The 26,711-nt window shown below is 55.2% G+C and carries 18 protein-coding genes and 2 tRNA genes; 4 read left to right on the plus strand and 16 right to left on the minus strand.

Features of this window, described 5'->3' with window-relative positions:
• Positions 1–4 precede the first annotated feature (4 nt).
• Both R3F42_12765 and R3F42_12770 read right to left on the minus strand, forming a co-directional pair.
• Positions 5–210 (minus strand) — tRNA-Asn (locus R3F42_12765).
• A gap of 319 nt (positions 211–529) precedes the next feature.
• Positions 530–622, minus strand: a tRNA-Ser gene (locus R3F42_12770).
• Between the two features lie 112 nt (positions 623–734).
• Here R3F42_12770 and mltF point away from each other — a divergent pair.
• Positions 735–2,225, plus strand: a complete 1,491-nt coding sequence (gene mltF, locus R3F42_12775) for a membrane-bound lytic murein transglycosylase MltF (GenBank protein MEZ5542896.1) — start codon at positions 735–737, stop codon at positions 2,223–2,225.
• Between the two features lie 69 nt (positions 2,226–2,294).
• On the opposite strand, the gene R3F42_12780 is transcribed toward mltF, so the two are convergent.
• The 14 genes from R3F42_12780 to R3F42_12845 all read right to left on the minus strand — a co-directional run bounded on the left by R3F42_12780 (position 2,295) and on the right by R3F42_12845 (position 24,583).
• Positions 2,295–3,257: an MBL fold metallo-hydrolase gene (locus R3F42_12780; GenBank protein ID MEZ5542897.1), complete on the minus strand. Its 963-nt coding sequence runs from the start codon at positions 3,255–3,257 to the stop codon at positions 2,295–2,297.
• 68 nt (positions 3,258–3,325) lie between these two features.
• On the minus strand, positions 3,326–3,781 hold the full coding sequence (gene tadA, locus R3F42_12785) for a tRNA adenosine(34) deaminase TadA (protein MEZ5542898.1): 456 nt from the start codon (positions 3,779–3,781) through the stop codon (positions 3,326–3,328).
• An 86-nt stretch (positions 3,782–3,867) separates the two neighbouring features.
• Positions 3,868–4,554, minus strand: a complete 687-nt coding sequence (locus R3F42_12790) for an FkbM family methyltransferase (GenBank protein ID MEZ5542899.1) — start codon at positions 4,552–4,554, stop codon at positions 3,868–3,870.
• Positions 4,555–4,932: 378 nt separating this feature from the next.
• Positions 4,933–6,117: a hypothetical protein gene (locus R3F42_12795; GenBank protein MEZ5542900.1), complete on the minus strand. Its 1,185-nt coding sequence runs from the start codon at positions 6,115–6,117 to the stop codon at positions 4,933–4,935.
• Between the two features lie 56 nt (positions 6,118–6,173).
• Positions 6,174–6,422 (minus strand): hypothetical protein, encoded by a 249-nt coding sequence (locus R3F42_12800; protein ID MEZ5542901.1) that lies wholly within the window; start codon positions 6,420–6,422, stop codon positions 6,174–6,176.
• Between the two features lie 36 nt (positions 6,423–6,458).
• Positions 6,459–7,517, minus strand: coding sequence for a hypothetical protein (locus R3F42_12805; GenBank protein MEZ5542902.1), 1,059 nt, complete (start codon positions 7,515–7,517; stop codon positions 6,459–6,461).
• Positions 7,518–7,578: 61 nt separating this feature from the next.
• Positions 7,579–13,032 (minus strand): ATP-binding protein, encoded by a 5,454-nt coding sequence (locus R3F42_12810; GenBank protein MEZ5542903.1) that lies wholly within the window; start codon positions 13,030–13,032, stop codon positions 7,579–7,581.
• Positions 13,029–14,711 (minus strand): hypothetical protein, encoded by a 1,683-nt coding sequence (locus R3F42_12815; GenBank protein MEZ5542904.1) that lies wholly within the window; start codon positions 14,709–14,711, stop codon positions 13,029–13,031. Before R3F42_12815 ends, R3F42_12810 begins: the two co-directional genes overlap by 4 nt.
• A complete protein-coding gene (locus tag R3F42_12820) occupies positions 14,701–17,298 on the minus strand; it encodes a serine/threonine-protein kinase (GenBank protein MEZ5542905.1) in 2,598 nt (865 codons plus the stop codon). The genes R3F42_12815 and R3F42_12820 overlap by 11 nt, the downstream gene beginning before the upstream one ends.
• 25 nt (positions 17,299–17,323) lie before the next feature.
• The gene (locus R3F42_12825; protein MEZ5542906.1) at positions 17,324–18,853 is read right to left on the minus strand and encodes a protein kinase; all 1,530 of its coding nucleotides are present in this window, start codon (positions 18,851–18,853) and stop codon (positions 17,324–17,326) included.
• Entirely contained in the window at positions 18,853–20,259 is a 1,407-nt protein-coding gene (locus R3F42_12830; protein ID MEZ5542907.1) for a restriction endonuclease subunit S, read from the minus strand. Before R3F42_12830 ends, R3F42_12825 begins: the two co-directional genes overlap by 1 nt.
• The gene (locus R3F42_12835) at positions 20,256–22,280 is read right to left on the minus strand and encodes an N-6 DNA methylase (GenBank protein MEZ5542908.1); all 2,025 of its coding nucleotides are present in this window, start codon (positions 22,278–22,280) and stop codon (positions 20,256–20,258) included. Before R3F42_12835 ends, R3F42_12830 begins: the two co-directional genes overlap by 4 nt.
• A complete protein-coding gene (locus R3F42_12840; protein ID MEZ5542909.1) occupies positions 22,277–24,346 on the minus strand; it encodes an N-6 DNA methylase in 2,070 nt (689 codons plus the stop codon). Before R3F42_12840 ends, R3F42_12835 begins: the two co-directional genes overlap by 4 nt.
• A 30-nt stretch (positions 24,347–24,376) precedes the next feature.
• Positions 24,377–24,583, minus strand: coding sequence for a helix-turn-helix domain-containing protein (locus R3F42_12845; protein ID MEZ5542910.1), 207 nt, complete (start codon positions 24,581–24,583; stop codon positions 24,377–24,379).
• 150 nt (positions 24,584–24,733) lie between these two features.
• Here R3F42_12845 and R3F42_12850 point away from each other — a divergent pair, with 150 nt between their 5' ends.
• Genes R3F42_12850 through R3F42_12860 form a run of 3 tightly spaced genes read left to right on the plus strand, consistent with a single transcriptional unit; the run spans position 24,734 to position 26,576 of the window.
• Positions 24,734–25,111 (plus strand): helix-turn-helix transcriptional regulator, encoded by a 378-nt coding sequence (locus R3F42_12850; GenBank protein MEZ5542911.1) that lies wholly within the window; start codon positions 24,734–24,736, stop codon positions 25,109–25,111.
• Positions 25,112–25,135: 24 nt separating this feature from the next.
• On the plus strand, positions 25,136–26,011 hold the full coding sequence (locus R3F42_12855; GenBank protein MEZ5542912.1) for a nucleotidyltransferase: 876 nt from the start codon (positions 25,136–25,138) through the stop codon (positions 26,009–26,011).
• Positions 25,989–26,576 (plus strand): SLATT domain-containing protein, encoded by a 588-nt coding sequence (locus R3F42_12860; GenBank protein MEZ5542913.1) that lies wholly within the window; start codon positions 25,989–25,991, stop codon positions 26,574–26,576. Before R3F42_12855 ends, R3F42_12860 begins: the two co-directional genes overlap by 23 nt.
• Positions 26,577–26,711 lie beyond the last annotated feature (135 nt).

Below are 26,711 nucleotides of genomic sequence, written 5' to 3' on the forward strand. Positions count from 1 at the left end.
AATGTGGTACGCCTGACGGGAATTGAACCCGCTTCCCCGGGTGAACAGCCCGGTGCTCTTCAACCTCAAGTCATCATTTACCGGTTCACAGGGCTGACAGCCAGCATGTCCGCGCACCACCATCAACGAAATGGCTACTTCCAGCGGCTGGACCGCTCACCCATCCATGCAAACAGCGACCCTCGATCTTTGCCATTGAGCTACAGGCGCGCAGCTAAATTCGATACTAGCAGCACACCCGACGCGGAGAAACCGGAAGGACCTGTCAGAGGGCCAACTCGAGCGCGGGATAGGGCTCACCGGCAGCTTGACGGATACGGCGCCCGACGGGGCCTTATCCCCCTGTCCGGGAAGGCGGGATGATTCGGCGCTGCGCGCCTCACCCCTGCGGGGCCGCGTCGCTCGCTCCGGCGGTCGCCGGCTCAGCCTGCGTCGAATACGGCAGTCCTGCCGGCTTGTGGAACCGGGTTTCAAATCCGCACCCCGCCCCTGAAGACACAGACGCCCCAACAGGGGCGCATATGTTGATTGGCGGAGAGGGAGGGATTCGAACCCTCGTAGCCCGGTAATGGGCTCAACCGATTTCGAGTCGGTGCCGGTGTGACCGCTTCGGTACCTCTCCAGTGAACTCGCGTGGATGATCCACACTACAAGCCGGCGTGTAGAATCTGCCGATCCGGTGACGGATAGGCTATTATAACCACACATGTATCAGGGAAATAGACTGACCGCCCATGCCTGAACCAGCGCGACAACCTGTCCTGCCGCTCGCGCGCGTGCCGCGACCCGGCCGGGAGGCACATTCTAGCGCATGCATCACCGTATCTGCCACGGGCGGCATGAAACTGATCCTGCTCGCGTGTCTGCTGCTCTCGGCCTGCGGCCGTACCCCGTCGCTGCTGGAGCAGGTCCAGCAGTCGAACCAGCTTGTCGTCATCACCCGCAACAGCTCGACCACCTACTTTGTCGGTCCTGACGGTCCGACCGGATTCGAATACGAACTCGCCCAGCGCTTCGCGGACTATCTCGGCGTGGAACTGCACGTCGTCATCCCGGCAAACTTCAACGACATCCTGCCCCTCATCGCCCTCGGCGACGCACACCTGGCGGCGGCCGGCCTGACGGTGACCGCCAGGCGCCGGGAAAAGGTCCGCTTCGGGCCGTCCTACCATACCATCACACCGCAGCTGGTCTACCGCAGCGGCACGATGCGGCCACACTCCCTGGCAGACCTCGACGGCACGCTCGAGGTGCTCGCCGGCAGCAGCCACGAGGAACTGCTGGAGGAGTTGCAGCAGCAATATCCGGCGCTGGCATGGCAGGCCAACAAGGAGCAGGACAGCGAGGAACTGCTGGAGATGGTCTGGCAGCAGTTGATCGACTACACGGTCGCCGATTCCAGCGAACTGTCCGTCACCCGCCACTTCTACCCGGAACTGGAACCCGCCTTCGACCTCGGCGCGCCGCAGGACGTGGCCTGGGCCTTTCCGCCGACCGAGGACACCAGCCTGTACCTTGCAGCCGTCACCTTTTTCAACAAGATCCGGCACAACGGCATCCTGGCACAGCTGGTCGAACGCTACTTCGGCCACGTCGAGGATTTCGACTACGTGGGAACACGGCGCTACCAGGCTCACGTCGAGCAGCGCCTGCCCACCTTCCGTTCGGCTTTCGTCGAGGCGGCCGCTGCCGTGGGCATGGACTGGCGCCTGCTGGCGGCCATCGGCTACCAGGAATCCCACTGGGACCCGGATGCCGTGTCACCGACCGGCGTCCGCGGCCTGATGATGCTGACCCTGGATGCCGCGGAGGATCTTGGCATCGATGACCGGCTCGATCCGGCGCAAAGCATCCACGGCGGCGCGGAGTATCTGGCGCGCATGCTGGCACGGATTCCCGAGCGCATACCCGAACCCGACCGCACCTGGCTGGCACTGGCGGCCTACAACGTCGGCCTCGGACATCTCGAGGATGCACGCATCCTCACCGTGAAGAACAAGGGCGATGCCGACAAGTGGGTGGACGTGAAAAAGAACCTGCCCTTGCTGAGCAAGAAGAAGTGGTTTCAGCAGACCCGCTACGGCTACGCCCGCGGGCGCGAACCGGTGCGCTTCGTGGAAAACATCCGCACCTACTACGATATCCTGGTCTGGCTGACCGAAAAGGAAAACCCGTCGGTCAACGTACGGCGCGATCCGCTGCAGTTCGGCTCACCGGCGCTGTAGCGACGCTGTCGCTGGATAAAACACCAATAGGGTGCACGGCCTGGAATATACGGCGTACGCGGTGCGCGGCTACTGCCCCAGCAGCTCGGCCTCCATCGAGAGATAGACCTGATAGGCATTGCGCCGATTGGCCTCCGCGAATGCCGGCAGGTCGCTGAACCCGCTCCAGTCGGTATCCCGGTAGGCCTCGTCGAAAGGCACCAGATCGGCCACGGCCTGCCCCATCCGCTCGCGCAGATAGGCCAGGTAACGCCGGGTCAGGTCGATGGCCGCGGCGGGCTCCCGGGCTACACCACCATGCCCGGGCACCAGCGCGGTCAAGCGCTCCAGCTGCATGCGCTCCAGCAGTTCCAGCCAGAGCCTGGTGTTGGCATCGCCGAGAAACGGCACCCTGCCCTCGAAGATGATGTCGCCGGAAAACAGCACCCGGTCCGGCTCCACGTACATCACGAGGTCGCCGTCGGAATGCGCGTTGCCGACCACGGTCACGGTGAAGTCGACATCACCGAGGCTGAAACTGGCACCCTCCTCCAGCAACTCGTTCGGAGGCACCAGTCGGGTCTGCTCGTTCACCCAGGGATCGAGGGTGAAACGGCGCTCCTCGAGTCGCTCGCGCGCGGCGGCGGATGCCAGGTAGTCTGCGGCCCCGGCCGGGGCGAGGATCTCGGCGTCGAGATCGGCAAACACCTGGAGACCGTAGATGTGATCGGCATGATAGTGGCTGACGACCACGCGGACGATCGGCTGGTCGGTGATTGCGTGTATCTTCTCCAGCAGCAGCTGCGCGAGCGCCGGCGTGCCCAGCGCGTCGAACACCACCACACCGGCACCGGTGACCACCACGCCGGCATTGGAGATGAAGCCCTGGTTGTCGGTCGCCACCCCGGCACCGCCCTGCACCACCCAGACGTGTTCGGATATGCGCGTGAGCGCCATGGCCACCGTGGCCGGCGCCGGCTCGGGCGGGGCCGCGGGCGCCGGCCACGCGAAACACAGCAGCAAAACCAGGAGCGGGGGGGCGAACATTTGCATGAAGTGACCTGCCTGCGACAAGCGAGCGTGCCTGCCAACGATACTACCGGCAGGCGGCACCCGCAAATTCAGCGCCGGCGCGCCTGGAAGAACGCCTTGAGCAACGCACCGCACTCCGCCTCCAGCACCCCGCCCTGCGCCGTCACCCGGTGATTCAGCCCGGGCAGCTCGAAGCCGCGGCAAACGCTGGAGACCGCGCCGCTCTTGGGATCGTGGGCACCGAAGACCACGCGTGCGACGCGTGCATGCACGATGGCGCCGACGCACATCAGGCACGGCTCCAGGGTGACGTACAGGGTGGTGTCCGGCAGCCGGTAGTTGCGCAAGGCCTGTCCGGCCGCACGCAGGCAGTCGATCTCCGCATGTGCACTCGGATCGTGCCTGCCGATCGGGCGGTTGCGGCCGCGCGCAACCAGCACACCGTCCGCGACCAGCACCGCGCCCACCGGCACCTCGCCCGCCTGCGCGGCTGCCGCGGCACAGGTCAGCGCCTGCTGCATCCAGTGTTCGACCGGGGCTGTCATGTCAGACCGGCTGCCGCTGCCGCGCCCGGCGCCCGGCTGCTCACGACTTCACCGCCGCCGTTGGCATGCACAGCGCGCGCACGCGCCTAAGCGCGCCGGGTGAACGCGATATCGACGAAACGGATGATGCCGTTGCCATCGCGCTCGGCCGTGAGCAGCGAATGCACCGTGAAGCCGTGCTCTGCCATGAACCCGACCAGTTCCTCAAATCGGTAGCTGTTTTCGAAGCGCCTGGCGATGGAAGCCTCGCAGACCACGAAGGCGCATTGCGCCAGCGTGCGGACCGCGCCTCGGAGGACTTCCAGTTCGTAACCCTCCGTATCGACCTTGAGGCCGATCCGCCGACCCTGCAGGTGCGGCAGACCGGACACGACCTCGTCCAGCGTGCGCACCGCCACGACGATTTCCTCGTAGGCCTGGTCGGTGGCGGTCAGCGCTGTCCGGCTGAGCAGCGACGACCGGCTCGGCTGATCGATATTGTGCTGTAACGCGAGCTCGCCCGGCGCGGACCCCAGGGCACACTTGTGGAAGGTATAGCTGCGCCCGCGCAGCAGCCGCTCCAGCGCAGGCGCGGGATCGAGCGGATCGAACAGGTGCAGTTCCGCCGCGGGCAGCTGGCGATAGAGCCAGGGCGTGCCGTCGGCGACCCCGATATCGAACACGACATCGACCGCCGGCAAACCGCTGATGTCGCAGGTTTCGCGCCGCTGCCCGGTGCGGTGGATACCCAGCCCGAAGAGACCCAGCGACTTCTGCACGGCGGATTTCAGCATGTCACGCCCCCGTCCTGCAGCATCGGCTCACTCCCACTCGATTGTAAACGAGCTGTTTATTACGTTTATTTTCATATAGTTATAATTCTCCGTTAAGCTAATACCATTATAAATACCATGTTCAGAAATTTCTTGAAAATAATTCCTTTTCTTTGCCTGAATGCTCCATCTAGCAGGGTCATGAACCCCTGTGGAGGCGCCCCACTCCACTCTTAGCCGACAAAAAGGTCAAATGCTGGCGCTACTTATTTTACAGTATCTTTCCTTTCCCAGCTTAAAGAGGTTTGTCATTCTCGACGACGATATCGAAATGCTCAGAGTGATCCCCGGGCATACCATCCATCTTGCTCATGATGCTTGAGTATTGATGCCGCGTGACTATTTGCCATCTCCCCCTACCCAAATCTGCAGGATGTACATCAACCACGAATCTGTCTTTAGGAGAATGGCCCTGAGCTGTTCATCGGTCAGCTCAGACTCCAATTCGTGCACTCGATTGAACAACTCGATCAGCTTCACCAGTGCCCGAGTGTCGTGCATCAAGAAGTCGCTCAGTGGAGCGTTGTTCAGCTCGCGACAGACATACAGTACCCTGGCTCGACGGGTCGGCTTGCCCTCATGCAACAGGTCCTTCTGATCGGCAATCCCCGGAATCCATGCGGAAACGGACTCATCGGGAGCCAATCGTCTGAGCAGATGGTTCCACAGCTCTCTTAGCGAGCTCAGTATGTGCCTTGCCCGATCGGCATTGTTTCCTTGCAGGGCGTCACGAGCGCCGATGTACGGCCGAGCGAGTCCTGGATCGACCTGCTGCAGGAGAGCGATGCAGCCCGATGTTTCCAGCTCCGCCTCAGCAACTAGCTGAATTTCCGTTTCGGCATCTTCCTCGTCACGTTCGTCCCAGGGACGAAGGCATTCGAGCGCGAAGCTGGTGGTGTAGATCTCACGGGTGGCCCCAGGCAAAACAAAGGTAGGCAGGCGTGTGATGTCCGAAATCTCCCGCAGTGACTCCGCCAAACTCCCATACGAAGCGGCCACGTGGGCTATTGAACTCTCCAGCCCCGCGATGACTGGCACCTCGATTTGAAAGCGACTCCTTATCGCCGAGAAATCAATGCCCGCCATGAGCCGTTCCGTGGCTACAAGTCGCAGTGAGGTATCACATAAAGCCAGCTTTGCGGAGGCCTGAAGCTGTGCGAGATGCGAGAAGTCATGCTGGATGGGCTTGATGCGATCAAGCCATGACTGATGTGCAACCGTAAGGCTCTCGGCAATACGGCTTGTCGCGGTGGTCTGCTTTATCAATTCCTGCCAGTGTTGATTGGCACTGACGATCTCCTGTATCCGGGCCGCTGCTCCTGACATTTCGAGGGCGCGACTGATTTCCAACTGCTGACGACGAATGGGTTCCAGAGTGCGTTCCATTTGCTCGATCACGCTTAGGTAGGACGGATTGACCAAACGGTTGATCATCTCCATTTCTTTGTGGAGCTTAGCAATGGCCGATTTCGCAGTTGTTAAATCGTCTGGCATAGCAATCTCAATTTCTCTCATCGCCACCATTTCTTGATCGTTACAGAGTGACGTTATCTCCAATTGGAGGACTTATGATGATCTTGTTACAAACCTCGCGGAAGAACATAGTCCCAGTCCCGCAGATCGGGATCAACATGAACAAATATGTTTTCATCAAGAACCGGAAAATCAATTCCGGAATCTGCAATCCCTTCAATATACCCGTGCTTCCATTTGATTCGCCCTGTTTCATTCAACGCTTTCCACAACTCCGTTCCAACCTTGATCCCTTTTGGACGAAAAGGGTGGTTTGAGATTGCTTGGTCGAGTATTCCCATCGCCTCCGATTTCACAAAGTTCTCCCTTCCTGTTCCTAACAATATTTGATTTTATGCCGTACTTTCACGATACGAAATTCGATGCTCAGTGAACTTCTCCAGGAGCAGATCAATCGCCTCGGCCGTGCGTGTTCCCCACATCTTCGTCACGGCATAAGTCTTTCCATTAGAGTGAATCAGTTCGTCATCACCGATGAAGTATCGCCGTGTCTCGGGTTTGTTACCCTCGGAGACGAGTTGCTCCGCCAGCTTCTTCTCGAACTCGACTGAATCGAGGTTGCCTTCAACGACCCGCATCATATTGCTCTTCCAGGTGATCACCGCGCGTATCTCTTCCGGGTCCACACCTGAACCGCACAGATGTCGGATCACATGAAATATCGCCCGTCGTTTTGGAAGGTGCCTGAATGATTCGTCCCCGATAGTCACATCGAATTTGGTCAGATCACGCGACTGAGTCCGGGATACTCGTTCCAAACGAGCTTTGTCCCGAATCCGGATCTGGTACTCCTCCGCCTCTGGCAACGGAATTACTTGCTGGATATCCAGTAGCAGTTTGTCACCGTCCCTGTACGGACGAAGCCGGATACACCGGATATCCAAACCGCGCTCATTGAGCCATAGCACAGAGGTTGTAATCTCTTTTGAAAATTCCGCTGCAGCAAGAACGATGCGCACCTCCTGCGCAAACCGGTCTTCATCAGCCTCTTCCCAGTCGAGGAACTCCAACAAACGTTCCCGTGCATCCTCCTCCTTACCCAATGTATTCAAGTGCCGCTCGAAGACATCGACAGCGCCGTCGAATGTCATAGTGGAGACCATGGCCGCATAACGGATCGCCTGCAGATCCATATGACCGCCGTCTTCGGTTCGCTTGAGTTCGATCACGACGAGATTGGCGTCCTTATCGATACCCAGGAGATCTATCCTGCGCCGACTATCCTCCCAATTCCCGAACTCTTCGGAAATTACCAGCGTGTCCGGCGCAATGACATCGATTTGCTGCTTCAACAACTGCTGAAGATGCTCGCGTTCCTTGAAACCCGCATCGGCGAAGTTCGTTGCTTCTATGGGCTGAAACCCTTGTTCTGTTACCTGGTAAATCGCCATGCTGGATATCCTGTCTCAAAAATACTTACGATCTTACGAAAGAACCACATTCCTAAATGGCCTAAGACACCGCTGTCTTGGTACCCCCACCATGCTTAGTTACCCGTGGGCGACATCTGATTTTGACAGCACCTCTAGTGAACGAATCGTCAGATGCCTTACTCGACCATACATACGCCTCGCCAGCACCAAGGTGACTCATCTTCTCAGAGGTCAGTTCTCCTAGAGCAGCATTAGCCTTCTGGATATGCTTCAGCCACGCCGGTGAATTGAACTTATGCATAATAATCTGTGAGGACAGCTCGATCAGTGACACTGGGACGGATGGCGGATCTTGAGATGCAACCATAATGCTAGTTCCCTTATGACGCATCTCGCGAACCACTTCGATCAGGCCTGACACCAGATCATCGTTCTCTATATATTTGTGGGCCTCGTCGAACACAACCAACTTGTTGAACGCACTTCCTTGATAGGTAGCCTCTGAAAAGATTTGCAGCATTACAACGAATAGTCCTAGGGCTTCATCTTTCTCTATGTATTCCTCCCGCAGATCAACGATGATCAATCGCCCTGGACGAACCACCTCTTGGAGGCGTTGGCTGTCATCGATATATTCACTTGCAAATAGCAATCGCGTCTGAGCCAGTTCCTTCAAATGATCGGACAGTCCGGAATTCTCAATGCCACTGCGCAATGCGTCCAACGTCAAATTGTTTCGTAGACTGCGCATAATGAGATTGACTTGGCGCATGTACATGCTCTGGCTACCTATCGCCCCCATCAGGAACTTCCAGTGGGCTGCTTTCAACTCAGTTGCCGAGAAAGCTATGGGTCGAACTTCTATGTCAGGATACTCAGCTCTTCGTTCGGCAACTTTGTTCGCTGGGGTAAGAATCAGCACATCCTTCAGAGCCTTTGGATTGGCCTTGTACCGCTCACGAAGAATACGGATCTCCTCGTCCACCGAGTTAGCATTTATCATCGAGGTAAACTCCGGCGCATAATCCTGCGTCGGACTGTAGTGGAAAATAACTGTGGCGAGCGGACTTGGTAGAACATTGATATGCTGAATCGGCATCGAGGCCATCTCGATCACTGTTCCAAGGGTGTAACTTTTGCCACCACCTTGAACCCCAAAGAGACTGATCGTGTGAGTGTGGTTAAGATCCAGTGCGACCTTCCTGCCGGAAACCTCTCCGAGTAACCCGTACTGCGGCGAATCGCCATTGACGCCGAGCATGATGTCATAACTGACCTCTGCTTGAGGCGAAGGCCCAGATGTCGGAGGCTCTGGTACTTCAGGCTCGGGTTCGGCAGACACCTCAGGAACAGCAACAACGGTGGGTTGTTCGTCCTGCTTTTTCTCTTCAGGAACAGAAGTCGAAGGTATCTGATCGACAGGTTCCTCCTGCTCTACTGCTTCTTCTTGAGTAGACTTCGGTGCTTCCGCTGTGGACGGAGGTTCTGGCGAGGTAATGGGTGTTTCCGACTCATCGTCCCAGAGTTCATCCAACGTCCAGGAGGTCGATCGCGCTCTCTTGGGTGCGATAAAGGCTGCCGTTTCGAGTTTCGGCACATTCGGAATGAACTGTTCACTTAAGAGTTGCACTGTCGGTTCTTTCTCAATCTCAACCGAAACAGGCTTACGGCAGTTTTCCAACAAGGCGTGAATAAGGTCCTTACCTATGCGGTGGAATTCGATACCCACCTCATTGTCCGGAGCCTCGGTTCCCGCCTTGTCAAAGTCGAAGATAAGAGCACAGCGCCTGAACTGAAGCGAGTAACCTTGCTCTATGGATTCGAGTAAACCTCGCGCTTCCTGTGCCGCGGTAGCATCAAAGATCCCGTAACGCAAAGAGCGTTCCAGATAGAACCGAAGGATCTGCGCCATTTCCCTGCTCTTGAGCAACCTATCCGGCCGGTCCGGCTTTTTCAGGGCCGGATCGAAATGACGCTGGAGAATGCGCTCACTCTGATTTATTTGAGCGGAGATCCGTTCCTTCAGTTGGTTGAAGGCGGCAAAGTCACCTACTTGCGAGTAACATTTAACCTCAACCAAGTTGCAGGTGATTGTCCTTGATGTCAGATCGAGGTCAAATAATCCTAAATCAGTACGCTGAAGGCTTATTGCGTCGTTGACATCTTCTGCCTCACTGCTCGAACGATACAAATCTGTATGAGCATCCAAAGGAACAATAACCTGGTTGCTTAAAGCTCCCTGATATTCGAGGTAAAGTCGCGCTAAAGCCAGACCAAGTGCTTCTGCTTGTTGAGTTGGCGCAGAGATCAGTTTCAATGCAAGTTGCCCTGACAGCGAACGCAGGCTTGCCAGAATCTGGACTGATTGCTCGCCATCAACTGACAGACCATGCCCGAGCAGAACCGGCTTCAGCATAGCCTCAAGTTCCTCGTTCGACCGTGAGGAAATGATCAGATTGTGCGTCGCCTGAGAGCTGGCTCCCGGTACATAATCAATCAAGTAGTCTGGCCTGTTCTTCCGTCCACCATGATCGAAGAATTCGATTCCCATATTACGGTCAATTGTGAAAACCCAATCGCTGATCTGATGGACTTCATAGATCAATTCACGTTGTGCCACATCCAAACCAAGAGTGACGACAGGGACGGCTTTGAAGCTGGCACCAGAAGCTGCAACCGCTGAGGTTGCAAAACTCAAGTGACGGCTCAGTAAGGCGAGCAAATCGAAGCACACCGCTTGGTTGTCTGCTCCAATAGAGCGCCCGACAATTGGACGCTTATTCCAGTAAGTACCAGAATCATCATCAACGAATTCCGTATCATAGTCCTGTATCAGGCCATGCAATGGGGTTACCCCCATCGGTTTTTCAGCTACCGAGAGTTCCTCAGCGGGAAACACGTCCAACAGAACGCTAATGTGTGCAGGGAACTCCTTCGCATTTGCATGGAATTCGGTGAGCGCGTGCTTGGCCAAATTCAGTTTGGAGAACAGATGACTGCCGGTAGAAGTCGCGAACGCATCGGCGGCCTCGTTCACCGTTGATCCGGGACGGACCATCGATTCAAGTGCCTCACCCAAGACTGGCGAATCAGGATCGGATGTAAATAGTCGGATGTCGTAGCGCAAATCGGCGTGCTCACGTTTCTGTTGTAGCGAAAGTAGAGCTTCTGCGATGACCGAGCCGGCACCTGGATTGAAGATATTCAACGACAGCTCCCGCACATATGGATGTTGGGAGAGATAGCGCTCGATCTTGTCAGCAATGACTTTTCCAGAAATATCTGTTCCTGCGGCGGAAGGTTCAGCCAAACCCAAGGCTGAACATATCTCCGCCATCAGACCACGTGAATTTTCCTCGGTTGTTGGAGCGTAGAGCGCCCAGAAAGCATTAAAGTTATCGACGGGAGTAAAGATGCGGCCATCCTCAACAGGCACACCCACGGGATAGGCTGATGGCACAAGACCATCCAGAAGCGCGGAGCGGACATGAGGAATGTGATCCTTTCCGCCAGCCTTGATCTTTTCAATCCAGTCCTTACCCAGAGTGACCCAACTGCTCAGCCATAAAGAACGGAGCGGATGGGTTGGTGAAACCAACACTGCCTCCCTATGCCTTCCACGGAAATCGGTCAAAATGACGTGAATTGAATCAACGGCCAAAACATTTCGGAGGGCTTGCAAGTGCTGCTGTCGCTCGGCACCAGAAGTCGTCTCAGCCTGTCGGATAAGGTTCCTTACCAGGTCTAGGTATGCCTCGGCATACGCAAGACATTCCTTTTCCGAGTCTCGGAACGAAAGCCCCTGCATGATTAGCTCGGCAGTGTCTTTACGCACTACTGAAAAAAACTCTTCTCGTGCGGCCAGGAAAGAGGCCATTGCTGCGGATGTTGGAAGTGTAAGTCCAACTTCGGAAGGCGGCTCGGCGGTATCAATATTGATCTGCATTCGCCAGCCAGACGGATGTTTAGGCACTGCCAAAATACGCTGCTCGATAGTTTTTAGCATGCGCGAGAGTGGAATCTGTACAGCGCCTTCACGACCAAACTTCGCCAACAAGGTTTCCTGACGTGAGGCTTTCTTTGACCGACTGCCCTCAGCCCAGGTGACACCGCTGATGGCTATCTCCTCCGGATCACGTTCATCTCCCAGCGAGGTCAACTGCAGCCGGAAACGCGCATGCTCCAGACTCTGTTCAATGGGTATGGCTCGTTGCGGAGGTTCTTCCTCGATGCTGCCACCGGGCAGGACATAGAAAGGCTCGCTCTCATAAGAGCGTTTAGCGCCCTCGGTACTGGAATCAGATTCCAGTGGGATCGGATCGCCATCGGCAGTCCAAGGCAGGACGCGGATGAAATGCCATCCCTCTTCAAATTCGATCTTGTTGAGCTTAGCCAGGTTAGTCGTGCATTGGAGGCGGTTTGGGGTCCAGGCTTTAACTTTCTTGGATTTGCCGACAGGGCCATCGTTTTGCGAAATGATCTGTACAGTAAAGTGATCCAGACCACTGATCTTGCTCGGGTGAGGATTGACTTCAAAGACCACGTTCATTTTCCGACGATCATTGGGAATCAATACCTGTTGCCCAATCAGCCCAGATAATTGATCATCAGTTTCATCCTCCTGCACCACCGGAAGGTCCGTTTCCAATACCGTCAACAGAACTTTATCCAGGGAAAGCTCCTCCTGGAACGTCCACTTGTCGAACGAAATGCTCCACCAACTCTTGTCGATCGCAATGGGAGGCGTCCAGGTTTCCGGCTCCTGAACATCGTATTTCTCGAAGTAAGTGAACAGGCGCGACTCCAAAGCTTTGTCGCTGAGTCCTAGATCGGCGATGCGGCCACGAACTGACTTGTGAGAGATCATTAGGCTGCGGACACTGGCAAGGTTCCGGCGAATCTTGCCATTGACCATCCCGGGATCGGCAAAGAGTTTGAAGTCAGGAATCAGCGTCAATTCATACAGACTGGCCCCAAGTGTTTCTCCATCAATTCCGTTTTCGAGCGCCGTAAGCAGATACCGCACTCGGGAAGTGTCGTCGGCAAACAACCACTCCTCCTCCGTGAGCATGCCCAGGATATCTCGCACATAGCTGACCAGCGTTGCTGGAAGCCGATCAAGCAGGGAGTCGATAAGATCCTCATAGATACCGGTGAAGGTTAGCTCCTCGAAGGTCGCCACGCCGAAGGAGTCCTCGGCGCTAGTGCGAAGCGAGGTTGGTATAAACACCAGCAAGGGCTGACGCAGCTCACCGTTCGCATCAGGGTTGCGCAACTCCACCAGTTTAGTGGAGGTTACCCGGTGTGGTTGATCCTCCTGATCATGGCTGCCGAGAATAAAAATGTTTCCATGCGGCCGGGCTCGGCGCAGTTCCTTACAGACCGACTCCATTACCTCGTCATCGAGATCGGTGACCCGCATGCAGTGGCCTGGGCCACGGTCACCCAGGATCGCTTCAATACGGGGGCAAAGGACACCAGCAACCGCCGCGTTCAGTTTGTCCTGGGAAAGCTTGGTGAACGCGTCGCTCATGCATGCCTCCCATTCTTATTTATTCCGTCATTTCTCTCGATCGTATAGCGGGGAGACACCTTCTGCGTCACGTAGGCATCAGACAGATCCTCGTAGAATCCGATTTCACGCAGGCGACGCTTGAAGGCTTCCACATTGAGGCGCAAGGCGCGTCTGTCCAGAATACTGCTGTTAGCCTGAGCTCCTTCCGGTAGCCGATCGATATGAAGACCGTAACGGTTTCTCAGAAAAGCCAACAACTCCTCGATGCGCACTTCCCGGGTAACAAAGCGCCCGCTGTCTTGAGTTAACACAGCAACCTGTAGGAGTACTTCAAGCAATTTGCTTCCCAAAACGAATCGACGTGGACTTCCCTTGGTTCGGGATTGAGCCAACAGACCGGTTTCTTTGTTTTTCAGTAAGAGAGAATCCAGGCATTCCGTGATGTACTGGCGATGATATTTTCCTCGATAGGCCATCAGAATTTCGATGAATGACTCAAATTCCCCGAGCCCCATCGAAGTAACTTCTCTGATTTCTGGATCTACGTCTTCGTTCCCAGAGGTAGACTCCTCAATCAGGCTGGCAAGGCGGAATTTGAAGTACGCTTGCCGCTCGGCATCATATTCAGGCTTTAGCAGAGAAACTAAATCGCCAACGCCGAACACGCCTCCCCCTGGTGTAGCAAGCTTGCCTGTCTTTTTATTTAGGTATTCCGCCATTTCATCGAGCTTCTTGACGACGAAATTAGCCTGCACGAAGGCCGGTATCTGTCTATAGAGTCGGTCCGTAGACTTGCGGGCCAATTCGGCCATATGTGGATTGTTGATGTCGCCCATATCCACAACCAACGCCACGCGGTATGGACAGCCTTCCAGTGCATTATCAAGACCGGGATTGATCGGGCATTCCTTGATAGTGCAGAGATCGTTGCCAGAACGCTGTTTCACCAGCTTGGGCAGCATCTGCAGCAGCTTGAGGTGGTAGAGCGCCAGATGGAAGGCTAAAAGGGTCTTGAGATAATCCACCAGTACGGAGCGCGGAATATAGGGCTCGTAGGCCAGAAGCCGGAGAATGTCGTCGGCCATGATATCGGCCTGGCCGATGCACAAAGGCTGAAAACGTGATGGCTCCTTTGAGTCCTTCATATCCTGTGTGACTTGATGATCCAGACGCAGGATCGCCTGTGTTTCCACATCCACGGATGCGTTAGGATCGTAACGGTCTGTCACTAGGTCGATTCCCGGAAAGAAGAACCGCTTCAAGGCATCACGCGCCGCCTGCCCTTTACCTTTGCGAGCATAGAAAAGCATCCAGTAAATCTGTTCGGCCGCACCGTAATCACGCGTGTGCTTCGCGTTGCGGAATTTATAGGTGTTACCATGAAGAGGACGCGGTGCAGCAAGCGCCTGATTGCTTTTTCCACGATTGACCATATCCATGAGGTCGGTTTCAATCCAGGCGCGAGTTATATCCGAATGCTTGTCGAATCCAGAAAACCACTCCGGATGCTCTAAAAAGTCTTGTAGAAACTCATCAACTGAGAGGTCGCCGCCACGAGGGGGGCGACGGCTACCGTAACCGTCATATTTGAGCCGCGGAAACAACATCGTCAGAACACGGTCCATCTCGATATGCTTGAAATCGAGATAAGAAACTTTGGGGATTCTGAATTCCTTGTCGCGACCTTTAACTGACATGGTACTCACCCCCCTTTTCTGAAACTGTCATCTTCAACACTCCGTCGTCCTCGCGACGGATTTCGTAGAACTTGTGCCCAGCTTTGGTCAGCAAAACTTCTTTGTAGGGCACTGAGGCCAGACGATTCTTAAATACAGTTAAACTCAGCAAGAAACCTTCCTGCTCCTCAATGCTTGGCCGGTAACCATTGTTGAGTCGCATCAGCATTTCGTAGACGTCGAGATTGATGCGCAGACTGGCCTTGTGCCCGTCGCCGGAATCGTAAATCAGTACCAGCGCCTGAGACAGACACTCGAGGAAAGGATGTGTCGCCGTTTCCTGCTCGGTGCGGAGTATGAAATGGTCGCCGTCAAAGAGGCGGTAACTGCGGATCGTGCCCTTATCCACTTGGCGGACACGCAGAGCAAGTTGGTTACCTAAACGCGCCGGATCACTCAAGCCTTCACCGCGATTGATCGCCCAGAGAATAGCGGTGACCTCATCGGCGCTTTTCCCGCCGGGCTGCTCAATGGCATTCAGAAAGGGGTCGATGCTTCCGTACGGCAGCATCTCCTTCCAGCCAATATCGCGCCGCTCGAAGAAATGGCGACGACGCAGGTGCGAAAGGTAATTCCGATGTTTGGTGATCAGTCGAGTTCGGTTCTTCGACGAGTAATCGCGAGGCAGATTGCGGAATAACGTCTCCACCAACTCATCGTCATAACTGGTTCGCTCCGCAAACGAAAAGCGGCTTACAGCCTTGGTCTTCGGATTGAGGAAGCCAAGCTCGCGATCCAGATCTGGATTGCTGACTTGGGCGACATCAATTTCGCGTAGCAGCGAAACCAATCGATCATTCGAGCCTTCCGCCCCGCCGAGCCACGAGTTGAAATAGAATCCGTCGAGGATTCGGTTCTGAGTCTCTTCACCGCCGTTCTGATAGAGTTGATGAATGCCGTCGCAATCCTGGGTACCCACCAGCATGAAGGCCAGCGCCGAACGGATATCGCGCATCGTGATGTGCAGGCGACCACGCAGGTGAGTAATGGTGTAGAGCATCTTCAGCCGATCGATCACCTTTGGACCTGCAACAGAGTCCTGGAAGGTCCGGGCGTTGTGGTAGGCGTAGCACTTGCCCTTAAGGTCGCACTTCTCGCATGCCTGCCAGTATTCCTGTTGCGTCATGCGCGCGATCAGGCGCTCCAGAATCGAAGGCTGACCTTCCTCGGGTTCGGCCACTACCGAGCGCAGGTTGAGGTTGATGATCGCGATACCGCCTTCCGGAGCGGCCCCGGCCAAACCCTGCTGGATCTGTTTGGCAAGCAGCGGATATTCCTCTCCATGCTCCAGGAAGAAATCGACCAGACGACCTTCATTGATCGCGATCAAGCGGGTCTGATTCTCGGGCCATCCGGAAGCGTCCTCGCCCGCGAAGGGGGCGAAAAATTTCTGTAGTACGGTGTCGTTGCGTTCGTCACCTTCATCCTGACTGCCGTCATAGTTGCTCTGGTAGGTGTGGCCTTTGAGCTGGAACACAGCCCCATTCGCGCCGCGCTGCATCTGTGCGCCCTTGCTCTCGGCAAAGGCCTCGAACTGCTGAATAAAGGCTGTCTTACCATCACCGGCATTACCGCTGATGATTACCAGGCGAAACTCACCCTTAAGCAGCGCAGGCTTGAGCTTCTCGTCGAGGTAAGTTGGAACATAGGTAGCCTTGCCAACTTCGTCGAGGCCACGGGTGCCCGCGTTGGACACCTGGCTCTGGCTATAGAGAGTCAGCAAATGGGTGACGAAAGGATTGGTATTGGGCTTGGTCGGCTCGAAGCCCAGCTTGGACACCACCTTGGGGCCGGTTCCGATCTCGCCGGTGGTCAGCACCGAGCGTAGGCGCTTGACCTCGGCCAAGGCGGTCAAGAACTCCTCCGCCGACGCAAAGCGATCCTTGCGTTCAGGCGCAATCATTTTCACCAGCACATTAATCAACGAAGAGTTTACGTCGCCACAGCCTTTGAACTGCTTGGGGTCCTTGGGCTGAGCTTTGATCGGCGGCGTGGGCTCGTCGAAAGGATACTTTCCGGTCAGGCACTCATAGAAGGAGATGCCCAGGGCATACAGGTCGCGGTCCATCCGATCCGAAGCATCCGGCTCAGAGGAGTAATCATAGTCCGGCGGCAAGTAGCGCCGTGTACCGCCACCGCCTTGAATCTCGTCGTTCTCGGAGACCGCAACGTTGAAATCGATGATGCGGACACCCTTATCGGTCCACAGCAGGTTGGAGGGTTTGACATCCTGATGGTAAACCCCGTGCTTGTGAAGATGAGCCAGCCCTTCCGCGGCCTCGCGTACAATGCGTACGGAATCATCCAGCGATAGCGCCTCGGCATCGATCAGATCCGAGACGTCCAGACCTTCTACATATTCAAAGACAATGTACGGCGTCTGCTTGGTATCGGCCATGCGATCCGCCCAGATCACCTTCACGACATGCGGGTGGTCGGGCAGATTGGTCAGGGTCTTGTATTCGCGGCGCAACCGTTCGTACACACTGCGGCGGTCTTTAGTCACCAGCTTGATGACCCGCACCACATCGCCCAGGGAATCGAACACCTTGTAGGCGACGCCAAAGCCACCACTACCCAGCTTCTTCTGAATACGGAAGCGATCCGCCAGAATGAAAATCCTGCGGCAGGTTCATCAGGTTATCGGGGAGCTGCGGCACGACCACGGCCGGGCCGCTCACATCCGGGGCGGATTCATTCTTTGCTTCGGGCAGAATGAGGTCATCCAGGCCCTTGCGGGCGATGGCCGCGCTGGTGTGCCGTTCCTCGGGGTCGAACTCGCAGAACTTCTGCAGCCACTCGTCGATCCCCTTGGGCAGGTCCGGCTTGTGTTCCGAGGGCTTCATCGGGAACCGGCCGTCGGCCTCCATCATCTGGTCGACGCTTTCAAAGGGCAGCTCGCCGGTCAGCAGCTCGTAAAAGATCAGCCCGGCGGCGTAGAGGTCGGAGGCGATGCTGGCCTGGGTCGGGTCCTTGAAGCACTCCGGAGCCTGGTAGGCGGCTTCCAGATCATCCACCACCTGATCGGCGATGGTGGAGGTGCGGTTCTTGCCCACGCGGGCGAAATCGAAACCCGTCACCCGGGCCTGTCCACCTTTGGTCACCAGAATGGCGTCCGGGGTGAGATTGCGGTGGATCACCTCATGCCGGTGCGCATGGTCCAGGGCCGAGAGCACGTCGCGCATCACCTGGAGCTTCTGGTCAAAGGTCAGCGCCAGGGAGGCCTTGTTGATGTGCAGGCGCAGGGCCTGGCCGGGCAGGTCCTCGGTGACCAGCACCACCTTATCTTCATCGTCGGAGACGAACAGATCCTTCACCGCCAGCACGTTGGCGTGGGTCGGCATGTGCGCCACGGCGCGATAGGCGTTGCTGATCTTCTTGAACTCTTCCTTACGGGCGGCCTCGTCCTGGTAAGGGTCGGCCTGATAGACCCGCAGGCGGGCCATGCCGCCGCTCTTGCCCAACAGGTTGTGCTTGGCGCGGTATTCGGTGTAGCGGTCGGTGCCGCCCAGCTTCTCTTCCACCTGCCAGTCGCGGAACACCAGCGCCGCGCTCTTGGGCTTGGCGTTACCGGTGATCGCCTTGGCGATCTGGGAGTGGAAGCGGGTGATGTTGTCCAGCCGGTTGTCGGGGATGCGGCTCGCGTCGCGGAAGTATTTCAGGCAGTGCTTGTAATCGGTCACGTCCGGGCTGTCGATGCCCGCCTGGTCGAACACGGCGGCGTCATCGGCGGTGAGCAGCACGGCGGCATGCACATGGGCCTTGCGCAGCTCGATCAGGCCGGTGTTGCTCTCGCGGATGATGGTGGCCATGGTCTTGGCATGGCTGCGCAGCTTGGCCAGCGGCGAGAAGAACGGCTGCCGTCCTTCTGGGTACCACTTGGAGCCATACACATCGATGTTGCCCCGCGTCCCTTTGACATCCACCAGATACACCGCGTGAGGCGCGAGGATGGCGATGTCGATTTCGAACACCTCCTCACCCTGACGCATCTCAAAGTTGTGGAATATCAGCCAGCCATCGGGCAGATGATCCCGAAGGAAACCGATGGCCTGCCGTTCAGATTCATTCGCGGGTTGCCCAATGGGTATGACCTTCGCCATCAGCGACCTCCCTCCTCGATAGTGTGCTCGACGAGGGCGCGAGCCTGGTCTTCTTTTTCCTGAGCATCAGCCCGCTTATGTCCAGCATTCCAGACCAGCTCGTTGAGCTTAGCTTCGAGGGCACTGTCGCATCGGGGAATAAGCAGACGAGATACGTCTGGTGCCGACAGATGCGGAATGGAGCTCCCAGCGGCTGTCCGAATCAATTGCCGGTAACCGACATCAGTGAGGAATAGGTATGCGTAGAGGTAGCCTGGAAGAATCTGCGAGTTCTGCGCACTAAGCCTCAGTACGTCTACCGATACACAACCACCAGCAAAACGGCGGTCTGCCCAAACGCCACGACCGATGATGCCGCCTACCTGGCCACTCCGAGCAAGAAGCAGGTCGCCTTCCTGGGTCGCCCACTCACTTTCGTCCGGCAGTAGACGGCTGGACAGGAAACGCGTCGGCTCATAACGTTGGCGGAAAATTTCGCCGCTGGTCAGAAACGGGGCACCGTACTCCTCATCAACAAAGACCTGTTTAAGCCGACCGGTTTCGCTAATCGCTATTCCGAGAGTTGAGAATTCATCCTTGCGTGTGACGCCAGCAATCAGCCGATCACTTTCTTGAGCAACAGCATCGTGGAAGGTTGCCTCCAGCCGCTTGAGAACCAGCGAAGAGGAAGCTGTCGAACACGAGAAGACCCGATGTGACAATGCCAGCTTTTCCGGGAAGCCAAAATGGTGATTGACCATCGAACCGGCAGTTTTGAGGAGATCGGTTGCTTGAACCCTCAACTCCGCTGCCCTTTGAACCAATTCGTTTGCTTGTTCTTCAATGTCGCCGAGTCTCGGGACAGGAAGGTCTGCGATGTGATGTGGTTCTATGTGCTGAATAATCGCCCCATAGGTACCAGACACCACAATTGGAACGCCGAATCGACTTGAAAGGTATGCGTAGAGGTAGCCTGGAGTGATCTTGGTAATGTCGGGCGCAACCCTCATGAAATGTTGTGAGCCCGCCATCCCTTTCATGTCCGAACGGGCATAAGCCATCCGTCCAATCGTTCCCGAACAGGTAATAAGGGTCCATCCTTCATCAAGGACCAAGGCAGGATTCCCCTCAACCTGCTTTTTGGACAACAACGAAACATTAGATAAATCTGCGTCGAGAATGTCTGTACTGCCAAGAAAGGGAACACCACTCGTTGGATCATCAACGTAAACGCGAGGAAACCTAGGGCCGTTAAAAATGCCACCATTATGTCCGGCGGTAAGACTCTTGAGAGCCTCATTCTCATGTCTCTTCAATAGTTCCTTTGCTTCGACTGCTCCTGACATGTAAGGACCGCAGTCAAGGCGACGACCATTGTTTTCAAGCCATGTGCTTGGAATCGCTCTGCACTGAAATTTTCTGCTCATAACGTCACCTCGCCGGTTGCGCGGAATTCCTTGTATTTCTCTGCCACCAGCGGCAGCTCGTCATGAATCCGGCGATTGCGGCGCGTGGTCCGGCGGATTTCCACTTCACCACCTTCACGAACCCGCTCGATCACTTCCTCATCGAAAACCAGTTCTTCACCATCCGGGGCTCGCTGAAACAGGAGATTACCTCGGGCGTCGACACCGGCCCGATCCACCACGGCCATGAAGACCTTATATTCCGGGTGCTCGGTATTGATCAGCTCCTCCTGGCTGCGGCGACGCAGCACCAAAAGGCTGGGCAAGGCAGGCGTCAGACCGTACTCCTTCACGGTGACCTTGAACGGTTCTACTGGAAGGTCAACCGAGGCCAGCACTTCGCAGTGTCGCAGTATCCACCAGCGAATGTACTCATCGCCCGGATTTCCTAAAACACCATCAGGAAGTAGGATGCCAACACGGCCAGTTCCAGGCTTGACCCAATGCAACGCACGTTCAATGAATAAAACCTCAGGCGGTACACCTCCTGTGTTGATGGCGCCTGAGTTGATGTAACCGTCACCGCCTTCTTCTTTGTTCCAGACCTTTCCAAGGTCATACTCAGAGAGAATTGATTCGTCGGCAATAACATCCTTTGTCGAGAACCAGGGGTTGAGCAGAACTATATCCATGCTGCCCAGTGACATGGCCGGGCGGGCGGCTTCGATGCCATCCAGCTCGCCGTCCGGGAAGGTGCGGGCATCGATGCGGAACACGCGGCCCGGATTGCCTGTTGTGAACAGCAGGTTCATGCGGCTGGCCACGGCCAGAAAGGGATCGATGTCGCAGCCCAGGGCATTACTGGCCGCCCAGGCGGCGGTTTCGTTTTGCGCCTGACGGATCTGTTCGTTGGTGGCCTCTTCGGTTGTGGTACCCATGGCCGCCAGTTTCTTCTTGAAGATGTGCGCGGCAGTCATGGCCAGAAAAGTGCCGGTACCGCTGGAGCAGTCCATGATGCGTTCGCCGGGTTGCGGATCGAGCATCTCCACCGCCATTTCGGCCACGTTGAGCGGCGTGGGATAGCGGCCCTCACGGCCGTCCATTACGCTGCGGGCGACTGCACGAAAGGCCCCGGTACGGTAACGGGGCTGGGTTTCGCTTAAGTTATAGCGGGCCAGCTCCATGACCACGCGGGCGGTCTCGTGGGATTCCAGCGTCAGATCCCAGCCACGGGTCAGCAGGTTCGGCTGCCAGGCCTTGGCGGCGGTAATAGATTCGTTGATGCGCTGGGCAATGGCCTGTTGGCCCACCTCGGTGAAAGGCTCATCGCCCTTTATCCAGAACTTGCGCTCGCCGTTGGGCAGTGTCTCGTCATGAATCTTGGCCAGCATCAGCACGGCCAACTGTTTGAAGGAATCCTTGTGGTCGAGTCCCAGATTGCGATTTAGATACTGGCGGCAACGCATCAGTGCATCTTCGAGATCCTCCGCCTCGGCGCTGACCTGAATGACACCGCCGGTACGATCGAGATCGGTGGTGCGTTCGCCTGGAACCGGCCAGACACCGAGAGGCTTGGCGCGGACCTCGAAGCGGGTGCGCTCGACCTGGAACAGGAACTCTTCCTGACCGTTAGTCCACATGCCCAGCGTTGCGCCGGGAATCAACTCCAGCAGTTCCTTGAGCTCACGCAGGTCGGCGTCAGCCTCGGCAATGGAACGGAGCTTGTCGCGCTTCTTCTGATTCTTGCAGACGATAATCCGCTGCAGATTGTCGTTGTTATGCTCGGCATCGGGACGGAAAATCGCAATGTCGATACGCTTGCGTCCCTGACCGGGAATCTGCGGATTGTAGTTAACCTCCAGATCGTTTCTGTCAAAGCCGTAGCTCTCGATGAGCTGGCGCAGAACCTTCTGCATCAGCAGCTTCTTGGCCGAGGCGCTCTCCTTGTTGCCGGTCAGGATGTCGATGAAAAAGTTATCCGGGCCGCTCTCTTCGGCAGCACCCTGCTGATCATCATTGACGTCATCAATTTGATCGCTCATCGCACCGCCACCTTCTTGCTGGCCGATCCTTTCGCCCTACTCGCTGATTTCTTCTTGGCAGGTGCAAGTCCATCAAGTTCTGCATGAAATTCTCGGTACTTTTCAGCGATGACTGGCAAGTCGTTATCTTCAACCTTCTCTTTGCGTGTAAGAACGCGCTTAACCCACTCACCCTTAATTCTGAACTTTTCTTCATGCTGACGAGGTTCGACGATTTCTTCGCCGTCGGGTGTGCGCTTGTATAGCTTGTTGCCACGACGGTCGAAACCAACCTTGTCCGCCACTGCCATAAATACCGGGTACTCCTCAATGCCGCCCAACGCCTCTGCGCGTTTTTCCTGTTCACTCTTGCGACGCAGAAACAGCAGGCTGGTGAGAATGTTGACATTGGCTTCGGCGATAAAAGCCTCCACGGGCAGATCGACGGAGGCCAATACTTGCGTTTCGCGCATAATCCACCAACGGATGTACTCCGCTGCCGGGTTACCCAAAACACCATCGGGCAGAACGATGCCTAAGCGTCCAGTGCCTGGTTTTAACCACTTGATACAGCGCTCTATGAAAAGGATCTCGGGCGCGACGCTGCCTTTAGGAACGCCAGTGTTGCGAAATCCACCTTCACCATCCGACTCCCAGTTATGGGCCAGCTCGTACTGCTCCAGGATGTGTTTGTCCGTGATTGGAATGTCTGAGCCGAACGGAGGATTCGTGGCAATGATATGGGCCGAGCCGAGTGGAATTTCTTTTTTGGCATTTGTTAGGTCTGCCAGGTGCCCCAAAGGGAATTCAAGCGAGTTGATATTGTAGATGTGACCACGGCCATCACCCGCCAGCACCATGTTCATCTGTGCGGCGCGGATCAAGAATGGATCGAAGTCGGCCCCGAAGACGTTGGCGGCCGCATACTCCTTCAAGCGTTCATGAACATTCAGGAATTCGGTACTGGTCTCATCACCAGGCGATGTATCCTGTTCCTCCCGGAATTTTTTCAACATATGCGCAAGTGTGGCAACCAGGAAACCGCCGGTGCCACATGCAGGGTCCAGCAGTGTTTCGTTCTCTTTGGGATCGAGCATTTCCACGACCAACTTCACCACGCCCCGCGGCGTAAAGTATTGGCCTCGGTCGCCACGTAGATTGACGCCCACCAGTTCCTGATAGGCGACACCCTTGGCATCCACATCGGTGCGGGTGAAATCGTATTTGGCCAGTTCCGAAACAATAAAAGCCAGAGCCCGGTCGGACAGGGTTATGTCTTCATTACCGCGAAAGATGTTCTTGTATTGTTTTTTGACTTCGGCGAAAAGCTCCTCAATTCGCGCCCTTATCTCTTTACGACCCTTAGAATCAAATTGTTCCTTGGGACCTGCCCAAAAACGGCGTTTCCAGGCTTTGCGCTGTTTCGCCCGCAGATTCTCGTCATGCATTTTGCAAAAAATGAGATACAGAAACTGCCAGAAGGCGGCATCCTTCGGCATACCCTCATTACCATGTATAAAGTTATGGCAGCGGCGAAAGGTAATTTTGAGCATCTCGTTGTCTGCAACACGGGTATGCGCATCGGAAAAGACCTCTTTGGTGCCGACAGACTCTTCTGCCATCGGCCAATCGCCTATCGGGTTGCACTTCGTTTCGAATCGCTTTTTTTCCTTCTCGAGAAAAAAGAACTCGAGCCCGTTTGTCCACAACCCGTACTTAATGGCATCGACCTCTCGCATGATGCTCTCAAGTTCGTCGAGGTCCTTAGCAGCCTGGTCAAAGTCCCGTATACGCACGGCGTTCTTGCCAACATTGGGCTCAGGCCGGCAGATCGCAGCGCGACTTATGTTTTCAATCGTGTGCTCCTCGCCATGATGAAAAATAGCGACGTCCACTTTCTTGCGCCCACCGATTGAGAAATCCAGTTCCATGTCTTCCGGTGAAAAGCCGTACTCATGAATCAGGGCACGTGCGACCCGCTGGCGTACTAGCTCTTTCTTGGTTTCCTTAATCGGTTCTCCGGATACATAGTCGAGCGTATATCCTGCAGCGATTGTGTTCTCCGCCTGTTTCTTTTTCTTTCCCATATCAAACTCCGCTACAGTAGGTTGAATTCATCATTGGCTACGGCCCCCACCCAGATCTTGTGTTGTGTTCTTCTGCTTCGCGATCCACTCGTCAATATCCTTCCGGGCGAATCGCCACTGGCCGCGGACCTTGAATGCGGGTAGTTCACCGGATTGCGCCATGGAATAAATGGTCTTTTCACCGACCTTCAGCAACGCAGCAACGTCCTTGATTTTCAGCATTTCTTCATTTTGCATGCCTTTCTCCCGGAAGCTGTTGACCTTATATCTCATGCGTTTATTGTGGTTATTCTTTTCGCTACTCGGGTAACTTTTCCATACTTTACCAAACTATACCAGATAAATTAACTGTTGCATAACACTAAACAGTACTCTATATTCTCCATTATGAAAGCTTTTGGAGAAACTATTCGGGATTTGCGTAGCGCCCAAGACCTGGGCCTGCGTGAAACGGCGGGATTGGTGGGAATATCACCCGCCTACCTTAGCCGCATTGAACGCGGCAAAGAACGCCCGCCAAGTCCCGAGATTATCAAGGCGTTGGCAAAGACCCTCGCAGCCGATCCCGATGTGCTTTTCCGGCTCTCCTCCTCTACTGATCCGGAGATCGTTGACTACCTGCACGAGAACCCAGAAGCCATGAATCTGATTCGATACATCAAGGAAGCCGGACTTACGTCCCAGAGTATTGAACAATTAATGGGGACGGCAAAAGAGCTTTCGGACAACGATGAGACCAAACAGGGTCGAGTCAAAAATCGTTAATGCAGATGTGAGCACCTTGAACGCATGGGAGTCGGTGAAGATTTCAAATCGTTTTGTAACAACCTGGCTGTAACTAATAGGCAGTCAATATCGGATCGCTATGAACTGATTACTCGCAGGTTTAACCTGGAGTTCTGGAATACTGATTCCCGCACCAGTCACAGCATTTACGCTGGTTCTTTTGGTAGAAATACTGCTACTGGGAAAACCAGTGATGTTGACATGATCTTCTGGCTGCCAGTTTCATACTACAACACCTACAATGCCTATTCCGGCAATGGACAGTCGGCGCTACTTCAGCTTGTAAGAAATGCGCTTCGTAAAACCTACCCTACAACACAAACCGGCGCTGATGGACAAGTGGTGGTCGTATCATTCCAAGACAACATAACTTTTGAGATCCTGCCTGCCTTTGTTAACAGGGACGACAGCTTTACATACCCTGACTCAAATGGCGGAGGTTCTTGGAGAACTACCAATCCCCGCCCAGAAATATCCGAAATCAACAGACTTGATAAGGAGTGCAACGGTAACCTAAAGAACCTATGCAAGATGGCAAGAGCTTGGAAGAAGAAATGGGACGTCCCGATCAGTGGTTTATTGATCGACACGCTTGCCTATTACTTTATTCGTGGGTATGAATATCGTGACAAGTCATACTTGTATTACGACTTCATGAGTAGGGACTTTTTTGAGTATCTGCGATCACAGCCTACTGATAAACAGTACTGGTTATCTCCAGGTGCGAATCAATATGTATGGCGAAAGGGAGCGTTTGAATATAAGGCTCTAAGATGCAAGAACATTGCTGTCGAAGCGTGTAGCTACCAAAGTGAAACATACGGCTGGACTGCACGTCAGAAATGGAGGGAGGTTTATGGAACAGAATTCCCAACATAACGTTGAAATGTCTGCCCTTGAATCACAGATAAGGGAATGTTTTGGCCGTGTAGTCTATACGACCAAAACTCACGAAAAGGACGCTGATCTTTGTATGCAGTGGCTTGGGCGAGTAAAGCTCGCACAGATTGTATTATCTGCATTGACGACAGGTGGTTTGGTGACGGTACTTATTGGAGAGCCGGAAACCAGCAAAATTGCCGCAGTAGTATCTGCCATCATATCTACAGTATTGCTCATCCTTAATGCATACATAAAAGACGTTGACCCTGGTCAACAAGCTGAGCAACACAAGAAGACCGCCACCGAGTTATGGAATATTCGCGAGTCTTACCTTTCATTACTTGCCGATCTTCGTGCCGTGGACGTGGATATGGGCCTTATCCGGGAAAAACGAGACGAACTACAGACCGAACTCGCCGGAATTTATTCATCAGCACCGCGGACAAGCCCCAAGGCCTATAAATATGCTGGGCAGGGTCTTAAATTGCGAGAAGAAATGACGTTTTCAGATGATGAAATAGATAAGTTCTTACCCGCGACATTGCGAAAACAAGCCAATTGAGCGCTATCATTACATAGTGATGGTTTACAAGAATAGAACAGTCGCCTACATATTTCGACTTAGCCGATTCGGCAAAGCCGCCATCCGTATATTGCTCAAGATTACCCTCAACACGATCAGCCTATTGGCCAGTAG

It is taken from the genome of Pseudomonadota bacterium (genome assembly GCA_041395565.1).
Lineage (GTDB): Bacteria > Pseudomonadota > Gammaproteobacteria > UBA9214 > UBA9214 > UBA9214.